Raw genomic sequence first — 17,560 nt, 5'->3', positions numbered from 1 at the left:
CGGCCGACGAGGTCGAGTCCTCGGACTTCTCCATCGGTCGTCCGATCGGCAACACGCAGGTCTATGTGCTCGACGCGGGCCTGTCGCCGGTCGCCCCCGGTGTCGCGGGCGAGCTGTACATCGCGGGCGACGGGCTGGCGCACGGCTACCTCAACCGTCCGGCGCTGTCGGCTGAGCGGTTCGTGGCCTGCCCCTTCGGGTCGTCCGGCAAGCGCATGTACCGCACCGGCGACCTCGCCCGCTGGACCAGCGACGGCGAACTGGAGTACCTCGGCCGCCTCGACCACCAGGTCAAGATCCGCGGGTTCCGGATCGAGCTCGGCGAGATCGAAACCGTCCTGGCGTCCCACCCGCAGGTCTCCCGCGTCGTCGTGGTCGCGCGGGAGGACGCGGTGGGCGCCGCGCGCCTCGTCGCCTACGTCGTCCCGGAGGAGTCCGTGGACGAGCAGGACCTGCGCCGCCACCTCGGCGCCGCGCTCCCGCCCTACATGGTGCCGTCGGCGTTCGTCATGCTGGACGAGCTGCCGCTGACCCCCAACGGAAAGATCGACCGCAAGGCGCTGCCCGAGCCCGAGTTCGGCATGGTGAAGGCCGGACGCGAGCCCAGGTCCCCCCGCGAGGAGATCCTGTGCGGGCTGTTCGCCGAGGTGCTGGGCCTGCCGAAGGTGTCCATCGACGACGACTTCTTCCAGCGCGGCGGGCACTCGCTGATGGCGCTGCGGCTGATGAGCCGGATCCGGTCGACGCTCGACGTCGAGCTGCCCATGCGGCGGCTGTTCGAGACGCCGACCGTGGCGGGCCTCGCGGACGTGCTGGAGACCTCCGGCGGCGCGCGGACGGGCATCGTCGCCGGCCCGCGCCCGGCGCGGCTCCCGGTGTCGTTCGCGCAGCGCAGGCTGTGGTTCCTCCAGCAGCTGGAGGGCCCGAGCCCCGTCTACAACGTCCCGACGGCGCTGCGCCTGTCGGGCGCGCTGGACCGCGCCGCGCTCCAGGCCGCGCTGGGCGACCTCGTCGAGCGGCACGAGACGCTGCGGACGGTGTTCGCCGAGGACGCCGAGGGCCTGCACCAGATCGTCCTGGAGGACGTCCGGCCCGAGCTGGTGGTGGCGCGGACGACCGAGGAGTTCCTGGACCGCGACCTGGAGCGCGCGGCGGGCCAGCCGTTCGATCTGTCGGCGGAGATCCCGCTGCGCGCCGGGCTGTTCGAGCTGGGCACCGACGAGCACGTGCTGCTGCTGGTCGCGCACCACATCGCGAGCGACGGCGGCTGGTCGGCGCCGGTCATGATCCGCGACCTGACGACCGCCTACACCGCGCGCACGGCCGGGCGGGCGCCCGGCTGGGAGCCGCTGCCGGTGCAGTACGCCGACTTCACGCTGTGGCAGCGCGACCTGCTCGGGTCCGAGGACGACCCGGACAGCGTCGTGTCGAGGCAGGTCGCGTTCTGGCGGGACGCGCTCGCCGACCTCCCGGCGGAGCTGACGCTCCCGGCCGACCGTCCGCGCCCGCCGATGCCGACCTACCAGGGCGGGACCACCCCGGTCATGCTGCCGGCCGACCTGCACCGCCGCCTGGTGGAGCTGGCGCAGGCCCGGCAGGCGAGCCTGTTCATGGTCGTCCAGGCGGGCGTGGCGGCGCTGCTGTCGCGGCTGGGCGGCGGCGAGGACGTGCCGATCGGCACACCGGTCGCGGGACGCACCGACGACGCGCTCGACGACCTCATCGGGTTCTTCGTGAACACGCTGGTGCTGCGCACCGACGTGTCCGGCGACCCGACGTTCGGCGAGCTCGTGGACCGCGTCCGCGAGAGCGACCTCGCCGCCTACGCCCACCAGGACGTGCCGTTCGAGCGGCTGGTCGAGGTGCTGAACCCGGCGCGGTCGATGGCCCGGCACCCGCTGTTCCAGACGATGATCGCGTTCAACAACGTGGACCAGCAGGCGACGATGGGCGGGACCGTCCGGCTGCCGGGCCTGAGCGTCGCCTCCCAGCAGGTCGGGGCCAGCGGCGCCCGGTTCGACCTGCTGTTCGCGCTCGGCGACGCCTACGCCGCCGACGGCTCGCCCGCCGGGGTGAAGGGCCACCTGGAGTACGGGTCGGACCTGTTCGACCCCGAGACCGCGCGGGCGATCGCCGAGGGCCTGGTCCGCGTCCTGGAGTCGGCCGCCGACGCGCCCGACACCCCGGTCGGCGACCTGACGCTGCTCGACGAGGCCACCCGCGACCGCGTGCTGGTCGAGTGGAACGACACGGCGCGTCCGGTGCCCGAGGCGAGCGTCGCGGAGCTGTTCGAGCGCCAGGCCGCCGCCACCCCGGACGCCGTCGCGCTGGTGCACGGCGACACTTCGCTGACCTACGCCGACCTCGACGCGCGCGCGAACCGGCTCGCCCGCCACCTGGTGGCGCGGGGCGTCGCGCCGGAGCGGTTCGTGGCGGTGGCGATGCCGCGCTCGCACGAGGCGGTCGTCGCGCTGCTGGCGATCCTCAAGGCCGGGGGCGCCTACCTGCCGGTCGACCCGGGCTACCCGGCCGACCGGATCGCGTTCATGCTCGCCGACGCCGACCCCGTGCTCGTGCTGACGGCGCGCGCGACGGCCGGGCTGGTGGACGGCGGCGGCCTCGTCCTGGACGACCCGGACGTCGCGTCCGCGATCGCCGCCGAGCCCGCCGCCCCACCGCGGCGGAACGGGGAGCCGCTGCCCCGCCACCCCGCCTACGCGATCTACACGTCCGGGTCCACGGGACGTCCCAAGGGCGTCGTGGTCGAGCAGCGCGGCGTCGGGGAGCTGGCCGCGTGGGCCGCCGCCGAGTTCGGCGGGCGGCTCGGGCACGTGCTCGCGACCACCTCGCTCAACTTCGACGTGTCGGTGTTCGAGATCTTCGGCCCGCTGCTGTCGGGCGGGACCGTGGAGATCGAGGCGGACCTGCTCGCGCTGTCCGGGCGGCCGCGCACCGCGACGCTGGTCAGCGGCGTGCCCTCGGCGTTCGCCGAGCTGATCGCCGGTGGGCTGCTCGACACGTCCGCGGACTGCGCGGTGCTCGCGGGGGAGGCGCTGTCGGGCAGGGCGGCGGCCGAGATCCGCGCGGCCGTCGGCGCGTCCCGGATCGCGAACATCTACGGCCCGACCGAGGCGACCGTCTACGCGGCGGCCTGGTACTGCGACGGTCCCGTCACCGGCACGCCGCCGATCGGGCGGCCGATCGACAACACCCGCGCGTACGTGCTGGACGCGCGGCTGCGCCCCGTCCCGCCCGGCGTCGTCGGCGAGCTGTACCTCGCGGGCGGCGGGCTCGCGCGCGGCTACCTGAACCGGCCGGGCCTGACGGCGGAGCGGTTCGTCGCCGACCCGCTCGGCGGGCCGGGGGAGCGGATGTACCGCACCGGCGACCGCGTCCGCTGGACCCGCGACGGCGAGCTCCAGTACCTCGGGCGCGTCGACCACCAGGTCAAGGTGCGCGGGTTCCGGATCGAGCCCGGCGAGATCGAGGCCGTGCTCACCGCGCACCCCGGCGTCTCGCGCGCCGTCGTGGTCGAGCGCGAGGACCAGCCGGGCGACCGCCGCCTGGTCGGCTACGCGGTCGCGGCCGAGGGCATGGCGCCCGACCCGGCCGCGCTGCGCGACCACGTGGGGCTGTCGCTGCCGGAGTACATGGTCCCCTCGGCGGTCGTGCTGCTGGACGGCCTGCCGCTCACGCCCAACGGCAAGCTCGACCGCGCCGCGCTGCCCGCGCCCGAGTACGCGGCCGCCACCTCGGGGCGGGAGCCGCGCACGCCCGGCGAGGAGGTGCTGTGCCGCCTGTTCGCCGAGGTCCTCGGCCTGCCGAGGGTCTCGGTGGACGACGACTTCTTCGCGCTCGGCGGGCACTCGCTGCTGGTCACCCGGCTCGCCGGGCGGATCCGCTCCGAGCTGGAGATCGAGGTGTCGGTCCGGCAGATCTTCGACGCGCCGACCGTCGCCGCGCTGGCCGCGACGCTCGACGAGCTGGGCGGCGCGCGGGCCCCGCTGACCCGGGCCGTCCGCCCGGACCGGCTGCCGCTGTCGTTCGCGCAGAACAGGCTGTGGCTGCTGCACCGCATCGAGGGCCCGAACCCGACCTACAACCAGCCGGTCGCGGTCCGGCTCACCGGCGCGCTGGACGTGGAGGCGCTGCGCGACGCGCTCGCCGACCTCGCCGACCGGCACGAGAGCCTGCGGACCGTGTTCGCCGAGGACGCGAGCGGCCCGTTCCAGCGGATCATCGGCGCGGGCGAGGCCCGTCCCGAGCTGAGGGTCACGGCCGCCGCCGAGGACGAGCTGGACGCGGAACTGCGCCGCGCCGCCCGCGTCACGTTCGACCTGGAGACCGACCTCCCGCTGCGGGCGCATCTGGTCGAGACGGCCCCCGGCGACCACGTCCTCCTCCTGGTCGCGCACCACATCGCGACCGACGGCTGGTCGATGCCGCTGACCGTGCGGGACCTGATCACCGCCTACACCGCGCGGTGCGCGGGCGGGGCCCCCGCGTGGGCGCCGCTGCCCGTCCAGTACGCCGACTACACGCTCTGGCAGCAGCGGACGCTCGGCTCCGAGGACGACCCGGACAGCCTCGTCTCCGCGCAGCTCGCCCACTGGCGCGACGCCCTGGCCGGCCTGCCCGAGGAGCTGCCGCTGCCGTTCGACCGGCGGCGTCCGGCGACGCCGTCGCACCAGGGGGAGCGGCTCCGGTTCGAGGTGCCCGCCGACGTCCACGCGGGCCTGAACGAGCTGGCGCGGCGGCACCGCGCGAGCCTGTTCATGGTGGTGCAGGCGGGCGTCGCGGCGCTGCTGTCGCGGCTCGGCGCGGGCGAGGACGTGCCGATCGGCACGCCGGTCGCCGGCCGCTCCGACGACGCGCTCGACGACCTCATCGGGTTCTTCGTGAACACGCTGGTGCTGCGCACCGACACGTCGGGCAACCCGACGTTCGGCGAGCTGCTCGACCGCGTCCGCGAGGGCGACCTCGCCGCGTTCGCCAACCAGGACGTGCCGTTCGAGCGGCTCGTGGAGGTCGTGAACCCGGCGCGGTCGATGGCCCGGCACCCGCTGTTCCAGACGATGATCGCCTTCAACAACAACGACGCGCGCGGGCTGGAGGACTCCGGTCGGCGGCTGCCCGGCCTCACCGTCGCCGGGCACCCGGCCGCCACCGGCGTGGCCCGCTTCGACCTGCTGTTCGTGGTCGAGGAGCGGCGCTCGGCCGAGGGCGGCATCGGCGGCACGCTGGAGTACAGCGCCGACCTGTTCGACGCGGAGACGGCGCGGGCGATCACCGACCGGCTCGTCCGGCTGCTCGCGCAGGTGGCCGAGCGCCCCGACGCGCCGCTCGACCGGATCGAGGTGCTGGACGAGGGGGAGCGGCGCCGCGTCCTGCACGACTGGAACGCCACCGCGCGCCCGGTCCCCGCGCGGCTGCCCGTCGAGCTGGTCGAGGACCGGGTCGCCGCCACCCCCGACGCGATGGCGGTGGCGACCGACACCGGCCTGCTCACCTATGCCGAGCTGGACTCCCGCGCCAACCGGCTCGCGCACCTGCTGGCCGGCCGGGGCATCGGGCCGGAGCGGGCGGTCGCGATCGCGCTGCCGCGCGGCCTCGACCAGGTCGTGGCGGTGCTGGCCGTGCTGAAGACCGGCGCGGCCTACCTGCCGCTCGACCTCGGCTACCCGGCCGACCGGATCGCGTTCATGCTCGCCGACACCCGTCCGGCCTGCGTGATCACGACGGCGGACGCGGCGCTGCCCGGCGCCGGCCTGCCCCGCGTCCTGCTCGACGACCCCGCCCTGCTCGCCGGGCTCCCCGAGCACGCGCCGGACGGCGCCGCCCGGCATCCCGCCCACCCGGCCTACGTGATCTACACCTCGGGCTCGACGGGACGCCCCAAGGGCGTCGTCATGCCGTCCGGCGCGCTGGCCAACCTCGTGGCCTGGCACAACGCCGAGGGCGGCGGCCCCGGCACGAGGGTCGCGCAGTTCGCGGCGCTCGGCTTCGACTCCTCCGCCCGGGAGATCCTCACCGCGCTCGCCGGCGGCAAGTGCCTGATGATCATGGACGAGGACGTCCGGCGCGACCCGCGCGCGCTCGCGCACTGGCTGGAGCGGCACCGCGTCCAGGAGATCCGGATGCCCAACGTCATGCTCGCGGCGCTGTGCGAGGCGGCGGCCGAGGACGGGCTCACCCTGCCCGACCTGCTCGACCTCGGGCAGGGCGGCGAGGCGCTGCGGCTCACCCCGCAGGTCGGCGCGTTCCTGCGCGCCGTCCCCGGCCGGACGCTCCGCAACAACTACGGCCCGAGCGAGACCCACGCCGTCACGACCGCCCCGGTCGACCCCGGGTCCGGCGCGGACGCGCCGATCGGCCGGCCGATGTGGAACACGCGCGCCTACGTGCTGGACGCGGCGCTGCGCCCCGTCGCCCCCGGCGTCGCGGGCGAGCTGTACATCGCGGGCGACGCGCTCGCGCGCGGCTACCTGAACCGCCCGGGGACGACCGCCGAACGGTTCGTCGCGTGCCCGTTCGGCGGCCCCGGCGAGCGCATGTACCGGACGGGCGACCGCGTCCGCTGGACGCGCGGCGGCGACCTGGAGTTCCTCGGCCGCGCCGACGACCAACTCAAGATCCGGGGCTTCCGGGTCGAGCCCGGCGAGATCGAGGCCGCCCTCGCGGCGCGCTCGGACATCGGCGACGCCGCCGTCGCGGCGGCGGGCAGCCCCGCCCGCCTCGTCGCCTACGTCGTCGCGCGGCCCGGCGCCGCCCTCGACCTCGCCGCCGTGCGCGGCGGGCTCGCCGCGCGGCTGCCGGACTACATGGTCCCCGCCGCGTTCGTGGAGCTGGACGCGCTGCCGCTCACCCCGAGCGGCAAGCTCGACCGGCGCGCCCTGCCCGAGCCGCAGGACGACGTGGCGCCCGGACGCCCCGCGATGAGCCCGCACGAGGACCTGCTCTGCGGCCTGTTCGCCGAGGCGCTCGGGCTGGAGCGGGTCGGGCCCGAGGACAACTTCTTCGAGCTCGGCGGCCACTCGCTGCTCGCCGCGCGGCTGATGCGCCGGGTCGAGGCGACACTCGGCGTCAAGCTCGCGGTGCGGCGGCTGTTCGAGGCGCCGACCGCCGCGGGGCTCGCCGACGTGATCACCGCCGACCACGCCTACGACTCCTACCAGGTCGTGCTGCCGCTGCGCAGCGCGGGGACGCGGCCGCCGCTGTTCTGCGTCCACCCCGCGTCCGGGCTGAGCTGGTGCTACTCGGTGCTGCTGCACCACCTCGGCGCCGAGCACCCGGTCTACGGGTTGCAGGCGGTCGCCGGGGACGCGGGCGGCCTGCCCGGCACCGTCGAGGAGATGGCCGCCGGGTACGTCGAGCGCATCCGCGAGATCCAGCCCGAGGGCCCCTACCGGCTGCTCGGCTGGTCGTTCGGCGGCAACGTCGCCTACGCGATCGCGACCGAGTTGCAGAGCCGCGGCGCGGAGGTGGAGCTGCTCGCGCTCGTCGACTCCTACCCGAGCGGGCGGGACCGGGGCGTCCCCGAGCCCACCGAGCGCAGCGTCGTGGAGATGATCCTCAAGGCCGTCGGCTTCGACTACGACGAGAGCGACCTGGAGGCGGGCCGCTTCCCCGTCGAGCGGTACCTGGAGTACCTGCGGCAGGAGAACAACTCGGCGGGCTACCTCGACGAGGACGAGCTGTTCGCGATGAAGGACGTGTTCCTCAACAACGCCCGGCTGCTGTGGCACTCCACGCCCGGCCGCTACCAGGGCGAGGTGCTGTTCTTCGAGTCCACGGGCCCGCTCGGACGGGACCTGTGGGAGCCCTACGTGGACGGCGCCATCGACGGCCACGACATCGACCGGGGCCACGAGGAGCTGCTGACCGCGCCCGAGTCGGTGGAGCGGATCGGCGCCGAGCTGTCCCGCCGCCTGCGATGAACCGAGAACGGAAAGGAACCCCAATGAAGGACGGCACGAAGGAGCCCGTGCGGATCGCCGGATGGTCGGGGCCGCGCAACATCTCCACCGCGTTCATGCGGGCCTGGGAGAACCGCGAGGACACCGTCGTCGTGGACGAGCCGCTCTACGCCCACTACCTGGCCGCCACCGGCCTCGACCACGTCGACGCCGACAAGGTGATCGCCGAGGGCGAGCCCGACTGGCGGGCGATGGTCGACAGGCTCCTCGGGCCGGTCCCGGGCGGCCACCCCGTCTACTACCAGAAGCACATGGCGCACCACCTGCTCCCGGGCATGGACCGCTCCTGGATCAAGGAGCTGACCAACGTCATCCTGATCCGCGACCCGCGCCAGGTCGTCGCGTCCTACGTCAGGACGGCGATCAAGAACGCGGAGCTGGCCGTCACGCCCGAGGACATCGGCGTCCCGCAGCAGGTGACGCTGTTCGACGAGCTGACCGAGATCGGCGCCCGGCCCCCCGTCGTGGACGCGATGGACCTGCTCAACGAGCCCGAGACCGTGCTGCGGGCGCTGTGCGACCACGCCGGGATCGAGTTCACCGACCGGATGCTGTCGTGGCCGCCCGGCCCGCGCCCGACCGACGGCGTCTGGGGCGCCTCCTGCTACGACCGCGTCTGGAAGTCCACGGGGTTCGAGCCCTACCGGCCGCGCGCCGGAGAGCTGCCCGCCGGTGCGGAACGCACCGTGAACGCCTGCCTGCCGCACTACGAATATCTTCTGGAAAACCGAATCAAAGTCTGAGAAGAACAGCAATAGACCCGATATAGAAATTATCTAGCGCGGCCTGAATAAAATGGCATCGCAGGTGTGATGTGCGAGCGCGAGAGGAGAGCGCCTAAATGACGAATCCGTTCGAGGACGCGGACGGCAGGTACCTGGTGCTGGTCAACGACGAGGGCCAGCACTCGCTGTGGCCGGCGTTCGCCGAGGTCCCGCAGGGCTGGAGCGTGGCGCTGCCCGAGACCGGCCGCCAGGAATGCCTCGACTACATCAACGAGAACTGGACCGACATGCGTCCGAAGAGCCTCGTCGCGGCCATGGAGCGTGGCTGAGATCGGGCGGCGGATCGAGCCGGACAGCGGAGGGACGGCGCGGATGAACCACCCCACAGCGCTCGCCGACAGCGTGGCGGAGTACGAGGCGAACGGCTGCGTCGCGGCGGGCCGGCTCGACACCGCCACCGTGGACGAGCTGCGCGCGAGCATCGACCGGATCAGCAAGGAGACGCGCCCCGAGGTCGTCTACGAGGCGGGCGGCGACGTCGTCCGCGCGCTGCACGGATGCCACCGCTTCGACGCCGCGTGCGCCGAGCTGGTGCGGCACCCGATGCTGCTCGACCTCGCCGAGGCCGTCCTCGGCGGCCCGGTCTACGTCTACCAGTTCAAGGTCAACGTCAAGCAGCCCCGCGAGGGCAAGGAATGGCCCTGGCACCAGGACTACCCGTTCTGGCACCACGAGGACGGCATGCCCGCGCCCCGCGCGCTCAACATCGGGATCTTCCTGGACGACGTCCACGAGGACAACGGGCCGCTGACCGTCCTGCCCGGCACCCACCGGCTCGGCATCATCGAGTCGCCGGGCGCGGTGCCCCCGGCCAAGGGCGGCGACTGGCGCGACCACGTGTCGGAGAAGCTGACCTACACCGTGGACGACGCGCGGGCGGCCGAGCTGGAGCGCGACCACCCGAGCCGCGCGCTGCTCGGCCCGGCGGGCACCGTGGTCGCCTTCCACCCGAGCCTGCTGCACTCCTCGACCAACAACCCGTCCGAGACGCGGCGGGCCCTGCTCCTGATCACCTACAACGCGGTGGACAACGTGCCCGCGCACGTCACCCGGCCCGAGTTCCTCGTGGACCGCGACACCACCCCCCTCGAACGGCGCTGAGGGACCCATGCCCCTGATCCCGGTCAACGGCGTCCGGCTCCACTACCTCGACGACGGCGACGGCGAACCCGTCGTGATGGTCATGGGGACGGGCGGCGGCGCGCGGGCCTGGCACCTGCACCAGGTCCCGGCGCTCACCGCCGCGGGCTACCGGACGATCACGCTCGACAACCGGGGCATCGCGCCGAGCGACGAGTGCGCGGAGGGGTTCGGCGTCGACGACCTGGTCGGCGACGTCGCCGCGCTGATCGAGGCGCTGGACGTCGGGCCGTGCCGCCTGGTCGGGACGTCGATGGGCGCCTACGTCGTGCAGGAGCTCGCCCTCGCCCGTCCCGACCTCGTGTCCCGGGCCGTGCTCATGGCGACCCGGGGCCGCGGCGACGAGATGCGCGACGCGCTCGCGCGGGCCGAGGCCGAGCTCTACGACTCGGGGGCGGCGCTGCCGCCGTCCTACCTCGCGGCCGTCCGGGCGGCGCAGAACCTCTCGCCCCGCACGCTGGACGACCCGCAGGCCGTCCGCGACTGGCTGGACGTGTTCGAGGCGACGCCGCCCGCCGGGCCCGGCGTGCGCGCCCAGCTCGGGCTGGAGCCGATCCCCGACCGGCTCGCCGCCTACCGGGCGATCGCCGTGCCCTGCCACGTCATCGCGTTCGCCGACGACCTGCTCACCCCGCCGCACCTCGGCCGGGAGCTGGCCGCGACGATCCCGGGCGCCACCTTCGAGCTGATCGGCGGCTGCGGCCACTACGGGTACCTGGAGGACCCCGAGGCGGTCAACAAGAGCGTCATCGAATTCCTCCGCGCGCCCGTATGAATTCACAATGACAGCCCTGTCAGTAAATGGAGGATGTTCCCATGTCCGAAAGCCGTGAATGGCGCCCCCTGGAGGTCCACGCGGACGCGGAGGGCCTGCCGTCCGGCGCGGACGGTGTGCTGGAGTACGTCCGGTCCGGGGACTTCGGCGACCTGCTGGTGAAGTCGAAGGCGGTCGTGTTCCGCGGCTTCGGGCTCGCCGAGGACACCCTCGAACCGGTGATGGACGAACTGCTGCCCGGCCGCCTCGCCTACCTGCACGGGACGTCCCCCCGAACCAAGGTGGGCGACAACGTCTACACCTCGACGGAGTACCCGCAGGAACTGACGATCTCGATGCACAACGAGCTGTCGTATGCGCACAGGTGGCCGTCGCGGCTCATGTTCTGCTGCACGACCACGCCCGGCAGCGGCGGCGCCACGCCCGTGGTCGACGGCGTCCGCTGGCTCGGGTCGCTGGACGCCGAGGTCCGCGACGCGTTCGCGGGCGGCGTCCGCTACACCCAGAACCTGCACGACGGCCTCGGCCTCGGGCTGAGCTGGAAGACCACCTTCGAGACCGAGAGCCGCGAGGAGGTGGAGAAGTTCCTCGCCGACACCGAGGCGGAGTGGGAGTGGCGGTCCGACGGCACGCTGCGGATCGTCCAGCACCGCCCGGCCACGATCCGCCACCCCGTGACCGGCGACGAGGTCTGGTTCAACCAGGCCGACCAGTTCCACCCCGCCGCGCTCGGCGACGAGACCGCCGCCGAGCTGGCCGAGATCCTCCCGCCGGAGGAGCTGCCCCAGTCGGTCACCTACGCCGACGGGACCCCGATCCCCGCGGAGCACGTGATCCACGTCCGGGACGTCGCGCTCGACGTCGCGGTCGACGTCGACTGGGTCGCCGGCGACCTCATGATCATCGACAACGTCGCCGTGGGCCACGGTCGCCGCCCGTTCACCGGGGACCGGCGGGTGCTGGTCGCCATGTCCTGACCGACGCCCATCTCGCGGGAGACCTCCATGGACCTCAGCCTGTTCTACTTCGCCAACGACAGCACCGCCGCGAGCGGCGGAGGGCGCTACGACCTCCTGATGGAGGGCGCGCGCTACGCCGACGTGCACGGCTTCTCGGCCGTGTGGACGCCCGAGCGGCACTTCCACCCGTTCGGCGGCTCCTACCCGAACCCCTCGGTGCTCGGCGCCGCCGTGGCCGCCATCACCGAGAACGTCGCGATCCGCGCGGGGAGCGTCGTCTCGCCGCTGCACCACCCGCTGCGCATCGCCGAGGAGTGGTCGGTCGTCGACAACCTCTCCAACGGCCGCGTGGGCCTCGCCTTCGCCTCCGGCTGGAACGCGGTCGACTTCGCGCTCGCGCCCGGCGCGTACGAGGGGCGGCGGCAGACCGTCATCGACTCCGTCCACACCGTCCGGAAGCTGTGGCGCGGCGAGAGCCTGGCCGCGACCGACGGGCGCGGCCGCGACATCGAGGTCCGCGCCTACCCGCCGCCCGTCCAGGACGAGCTGCCCGTCTGGGTGACGGCCGCGCGCGGCATCGACACCTTCCGCGCCGCCGCCAAGCTCAAGGCCGGGGTGCTCACCCACGTGCTCGGGCAGACCCCCGCCGAGCTGGCGGCGAAGATCGCCGAGTACCGCCGGGTCGCCGCCGCCGAGCACGACGGCTGGCAGGGGCACGTCGTGCTGATGCTGCACACCCTGCTCGGGGACGACCTGGAGCAGGTCAGGCGGCATGTCGACGCGCCGTTCCGCGCCTACCTCAAGAGCTCGCTGCACCTGTTCGCCTCCTCGCTGGTCGGCGGCGAGATCGACGTGTCCACGATGAACGCCGACGACGTCGACTTCCTCATCGAGAAGGCCTTCGAGCGCTACTTCCCGACCGGCGGCCTGTTCGGCACCATCGAGCAGGCCGTCGAGGTCGTCGAGATGGCCGCCGGGATCGGCGTGGACGAGCTGGCCTGCCTGATCGACTTCGGCGTGGACGGCCTCGCCGCCCTCGCCGGCCTCGAACACCTCGGCAAGCTCCATTCGGTGCTGCCCCGGGGATGACCAGGGACAGCACCCGAGGTGCCCGCCGCCGCACCCGCGCGACCCGCGGGAGCGGCGGCGGCGACGGGCTCCGCCCGCTCCGGAAGAACAGGGACTACCGCCTCCTGTGGAGCGGGGCCTGGGTGTCGTTCCTCGGCTCCCGGGTCGCCCAGGTCACCTATCCGCTGCTGGTCCTGTGGGCCACCGGCAGCGCCGCCTACGCGGGGATCATCGCGTTCGCCGCGTCCGCCCCGAACCTCGTGTTCCAGCTCCCCGCCGGGGCGCTCGTCGACCGCTGGGACCGCAAGCGCGTCATGATCGTGTGCGCGCTCGGGCGCTTCCTCGTGCTCGGCAGCGTCCCGCCCGTCCTGCTGGTCGGGAAGATCAACCTGATCCACCTGGTCGTGGTCGTCTTCGTGGACGGCTCGCTGACCATCTTCTACACGCTGGCGGAGCGGGCCATCATCCGCCAGGTCGTGGACCGCCGCCAACTCCCCGACGCGCTCTCCCAGAACGAGGTCCGCAGCCGCGTCGCCGGCCTGGTCGGCGGGCCGCTCGGCACGTCCATCTTCGGCCTCGCCAAGGGCGTGCCGTTCATGGTCGCGACGCTCGCGCACCTGATCTCCGTCCTCGCCATCATGCGGATCCGCGCGAAGAAGCCGGAGAAGGCGCCCGCGAAGCCGCAACCGCAGCAGGCCGCGCCGGCCGCGCCGGCCGCGCCGGCCGCGCCGCAGAAGGCGCCGCAGAAGAAGCCGTCGCTGATGTCCGACATCCGCGAGGGCATCGTCTGGCTCTGGCGGCAGAAGACGCTGCGCATCGCGATCCTCCTCTACTCGATCACCAGCGCGCTGTTCCCGTTCATCAGCCTCGGCGTCCCGGTCATCCTGGTCGTCGAGGAGGGGCGCGGCCCGGCCACCGTCGGCGCGGTCTCGGCGGTCAGCAGCATCGGCGGCATCATCGGGTCGGCCGCGACGAACTGGCTGATGAAGCGGTTCGGGATCCGGCCGCTGTTCATCGGCGTCCACGTGAGCTGGTTCCTGCTGATGGTCGCGATGGCGTTCGCCCGCACGCCGATGGCGATCGGCGCGGTGTTCGCCGGGCTCAACGTCGTCACCGCGCTGTTCGGCGTGGTCGGCGCCGTCTACCAGATGAAGGTCACCCCCGCCGACATGCAGGGCCGGGCGGGCGCCACCGTCGGCCTGCTCGTGCTCGGCGCGACCGCGCTCGGCTCCCTCGGCGCCGGGTTCGCGCTGGAGGGCCTCGGCTCGGTCCACACCATCTGGGCGGTCAGCGGCGTCATGCTGTTCCTGACCGTCATCGCGATCGTCAGCCCAGGGCTGCGCGCGGGCGCCAGGGACCCCGCCTTCACCGTCTACGCGGGCCGGCACCGCCGCGAGGAGCGGGCCGAGGAGATGGACACCTACCTCACCCAGGCCCGGACGCTGCGCGTCCCGGTGTCGGCGGAGAGCCTCACGATCCCGCTGAAGCTCCCCAACCTCGGCGCCGCCCACCCGTTCGCGCCGCCGCCCTACATCCCCAACCAGCACGATCCGTCCGACCCCAACGCCACGCGCTGGGACATCCCCGTCATCAGGCCGCCGCAGCGGCCCGCCGAGGAGAAGCGCGTCGCGGGAGGCCCCGCCCCGCCACCGGAGACCCCGGAGTCCCCCGAGCCTGCGGACTCCGGGACCTACCGCGCCGACCCGGCCAAGACCACCACGCGGAGCGACATCCCGCTGCCGCGGCGCCGTCCCCCCGGTGACATGGAGCGCACATGAGCAACCTGACGACCCGGACGAGCGCCCCGGCCGACGAGTTCCGCGAGGTGATGTCGCACGTCGCCAGCGGCCTGGTCGTGATCGCGGGGCTGCGCGGCGGACGTCCCGCCGGGCTGACCGCCAGCAGCTTCTTCTCGGTCTCGATGAGGCCCCGCCTCGTCGGCTTCTGCGTCGCGACCGCGTCCCGCACCTGGCCCGGGCTCGCCGGGGACGGCGGCGCCCTGTGCGTCAGCCTGCTGGCGCGCGACCAGCGCTCGGTCGCGGACGCGATGGCCAGCCGCGACCCCGACAAGCACACCCGCGTCGAGTGGACGCCGTCCCCGGCGGGCCGCCCGGTCGCGGCCGGCGCCATCGCGGCGATCGACTGCGAGGTCGCCGCCGCCGTCCCCGCCGGGGACCACCTCATCGTGACCGCGCTGGTCGGCGCGATCACGCACTACGGCGAGCGGGAGCCGCTGCTCTACCACCGCCGCGGCTACCACGGCCTCGGCCCGAGGCTCCCCTAGGAGGACGGGCCCGGAAAGTGAGGAACCGGTCAGGGGCCCGAGCCCCTGACCGGTTCCTCGCGGCGGAGAGGCGCCGCTTGGGGTGGGTCCTAGCAGACGGCCGTCAGGCGGACGTCGGCGATGTCGGGCAGCGGCGGGCAGGGGCGCAGCGAACCGACGCCGCTGACCGCGCGCTCCCGCCCGAACTCCCGGTACAGCTCGTGGAACCGGTAGCGCGGCATGCCCGATATCGGGCAGATGCCGACCTGGAGCATCCAGGCGTCCACGAGCGACTCCACGATCTCCTCGGCGGCGTCCTCCGGGACGTCCAGGACGAGCGCGGCCGTCCGGGCGGAGAACTCCTCGGCGTCGAGCAGGCTCAGCAGCGCGAACGCCTCCCGCGCCGGCTCGTCCAGGTCGTCGTAGTCGGCCTGGATGCGGGCGCGCAGGTCCATCCGGCCGTAGCGCAGCTCGTCGAGCCTGCTGCCGGACGCGGCGATCCGCTGCGCGACCATCGCGAGGCTCCAGTGCGGCTTCGCGCACAGCCTGGAACCGAGGATCCGCAGCGCCAGCGGGTGCGCGCCGCACAGGTCGACGAGCCTGCGGGCGCTCTCGGGGTCGCGCCCCACCCGCTCCTCGCCGACGATCCGGCTCAGCATCGCCACGCCGCCCTCGGCGCCGAGCGTGTCCAGCCGGATCGTCCGGACGGAGGCGTGGGTGGCGAGGTCCCGCCGGGTGGTGACGATCGTCCGGCACTCCTGGCCGCTCGGCAGCAGCGGCGTCACCTGCATCTCGTCGACGGCGTTGTCGAGCACGACGAGCACCCGGCGGTCGGCGACGAGGCTCCGGAACAGCTGCACCCGCTCGGCGAGCCCCTCCGGGATCTCCTGGTCGGACATGCCGAGCGCGCGCAGGAACGACAGCAGCACCACCGCCGGGGGGACGATCCGCCCCTCCGCCGTGACGAGGTCGCCGTAGAGCTGCCCGTCGGGGAACTGGTCCTGCGCGGCGTAGGCGGCGCGGACGGCGAGGGCCGTCTTGCCCGACCCCGCCATCCCGGTGATCTGGAACGTGGCGGGGGCGGAGTTGTCGCGCGAGGTCAGCAGGTCGAGGAGGCCGTTCAGGACCTCCGTCCGCCCGGCGAAGTCGACGGCGTTGGGCGGCAGCAGCCGCGGCCGGGCGGGCCCGCGCCGCCCGCCGACCCGCGCCGGCTCGCCGCCCGGGACGTGCTTGAGCGAGGCGTCGCTGGTCAGGATCGCCTGGTGGATGTCCATCAGGGCGGCGCCCGGGTCGATGCCGTACTCCTCGGCGAGCATCCGCCGGCCCTCCTGGAAGACGGCCAGCGCGTCGGTCTGCCTGCTGCTCCGGTACAGCGCGATCATGAGCTGGCCGCGGAACCGCTCGCGCAGCGGGTACTCCGACACCAGCCCGGTCAGCTCGGAGATCAGCCGCAGGTGGTCGCCGAGCGCGAGGTCGGCGTCGATGCGGTGCTCCAGCACGGCCATCCGGGCCTCGTCGAGCCGGGGCAGCTCGGTCTCGGCGAGGAACTCGGTCACGTTGGCGAGGGCGGGCCCGCGCCACAGCGACAGCGCCTCCCGGAACCGGATGCTCGCCTCCCGGTAACGCGTCTTACCAAGATCCTCGACGCCCGCCTCCGACAGCCGGAGAAAGCGCTCGTGGTCGAGTTCGGAATGGCCGATCCGCATCATGTAGCCGGGCGGCTTGCGGGCGATGCTCACCTCCGACCCCAGATACTTGCGGAGTCGGGACACGTAGGTGTAGATCTGCGCGCTGGACGTCGCCGGAGGGTTCTCCCCCCACAGCAGCGCGCTCAGCCTGTCGTCCGGAAGAATGCCCTCCCGCGCGAGGAGCAGGGAGGCGAGGACGGTCTTCTGCTTGGCACCGTCCAACGCGATGAGGCGCCCATCGCGGCGAGCTTCAATGGAGCCGAGAATGCGAAATTCCACGCTGAATCCCCCAGTAGTAGTTCCTGTCGACGGAGGTGGGTCGGCGCCCGCGTCGCCCGCACACTGGGCGACGTCCGCGCGGACGCCTTCACTTCCGTCCACCGGCGGCCGGCGTCCCCGCCCGGCCTCCGGCTCCGGTGCCCCCGGCCCGGTCGCCGCCGTCCGCGACGTCCTCGGCCGGGTCACCGCCTTCGGTGCCCCGTACACCGTGTCCTGCTCGCTTCACCCCTCGTCGCCGCGCCGAGGCATGCGTCGGGCCTCGGCTCTCTCGTGTTCTGTCTTGTGCTGCGTTCTGGTGACCACTGCGTTTCAGTGACCACCGTGTTCCGGTGAGTACTGTGTTCGAGCTGCGTTGTGTTTCGGTTGGAACCGTGTTTCAGACTGTGCTTACCTGCGCGGCCGCGGGGGAGCCGCAGTGCCTCCGGACGCGCGGGGGAGGGGCGGGCACGGCCGCCTCCCCCGGAGCCCTCGCCGGATCCCAGGCGACGTCAGGACGTTCCGACCGGCGGCGCCCACCGGGACGACCCGGGGGCACGGCGGGGAACGGCGGCGCGTCGCGGGGAGCACGAAGGCGACTGCGCGGTGACGACTCTGGCGGAGGGCACACCCCAAGTGTCGCGGTCGTCC

Annotated in this window: 10 protein-coding genes; 9 read left to right on the top strand and 1 reads right to left on the bottom strand. The window is 73.6% G+C overall.

The window, feature by feature from the left end; genetic code table 11:
* Positions 1-32 precede the first annotated feature (32 nt).
* The 9 genes from KLI87_RS14635 to KLI87_RS14595 all read left to right on the top strand — a co-directional run bounded on the left by KLI87_RS14635 (position 33) and on the right by KLI87_RS14595 (position 14,987).
* On the top strand, positions 33-7,937 hold the full coding sequence (locus KLI87_RS14635) for a non-ribosomal peptide synthetase (RefSeq protein ID WP_308166010.1): 7,905 nt from the start codon (positions 33-35) through the stop codon (positions 7,935-7,937).
* A gap of 23 nt (positions 7,938-7,960) precedes the next feature.
* Positions 7,961-8,719 carry a sulfotransferase gene (locus KLI87_RS14630; protein ID WP_214617352.1) on the top strand — a complete coding sequence of 253 codons (759 nt, stop codon included), beginning with the start codon at positions 7,961-7,963 and terminating at the stop codon, positions 8,717-8,719.
* A gap of 98 nt (positions 8,720-8,817) precedes the next feature.
* Positions 8,818-9,030 (top strand): MbtH family protein, encoded by a 213-nt coding sequence (locus KLI87_RS14625; RefSeq protein WP_156215886.1) that lies wholly within the window; start codon positions 8,818-8,820, stop codon positions 9,028-9,030.
* Positions 9,031-9,073: 43 nt separating this feature from the next.
* A complete protein-coding gene (locus KLI87_RS14620; protein WP_156215887.1) occupies positions 9,074-9,862 on the top strand; it encodes a phytanoyl-CoA dioxygenase family protein in 789 nt (262 codons plus the stop codon).
* 7 nt (positions 9,863-9,869) lie between these two features.
* Complete coding sequence (locus tag KLI87_RS14615; protein WP_214617350.1) at positions 9,870-10,676, top strand: alpha/beta fold hydrolase; 807 nt, start codon at positions 9,870-9,872, stop codon at positions 10,674-10,676.
* 41 nt (positions 10,677-10,717) lie between these two features.
* Positions 10,718-11,653, top strand: a complete 936-nt coding sequence (locus KLI87_RS14610; protein ID WP_156215889.1) for a TauD/TfdA family dioxygenase — start codon at positions 10,718-10,720, stop codon at positions 11,651-11,653.
* 27 nt (positions 11,654-11,680) lie between these two features.
* Entirely contained in the window at positions 11,681-12,724 is a 1,044-nt protein-coding gene (locus KLI87_RS14605) for a MupA/Atu3671 family FMN-dependent luciferase-like monooxygenase (RefSeq protein ID WP_214617349.1), read from the top strand.
* Positions 12,721-14,481, top strand: a complete 1,761-nt coding sequence (locus tag KLI87_RS14600; protein WP_214617347.1) for an MFS transporter — start codon at positions 12,721-12,723, stop codon at positions 14,479-14,481. The genes KLI87_RS14605 and KLI87_RS14600 overlap by 4 nt, the downstream gene beginning before the upstream one ends.
* A complete protein-coding gene (locus KLI87_RS14595) occupies positions 14,478-14,987 on the top strand; it encodes a flavin reductase family protein (protein ID WP_156215892.1) in 510 nt (169 codons plus the stop codon). Before KLI87_RS14600 ends, KLI87_RS14595 begins: the two co-directional genes overlap by 4 nt.
* 89 nt (positions 14,988-15,076) lie before the next feature.
* Here KLI87_RS14595 and KLI87_RS14590 read toward each other — a convergent pair whose 3' ends face one another.
* Complete coding sequence (locus tag KLI87_RS14590) at positions 15,077-16,876, bottom strand: AfsR/SARP family transcriptional regulator (RefSeq protein WP_214617345.1); 1,800 nt, start codon at positions 16,874-16,876, stop codon at positions 15,077-15,079.
* Positions 16,877-17,560 lie beyond the last annotated feature (684 nt).

The organism is Actinomadura sp. NEAU-AAG7, assembly GCF_018603865.1.
GTDB lineage: Bacteria > Actinomycetota > Actinomycetes > Streptosporangiales > Streptosporangiaceae > Spirillospora > Spirillospora litoris.
Note: the sequence above shows the minus strand (reverse complement) of the source record. Positions and strands in the feature narration are given on the sequence as shown.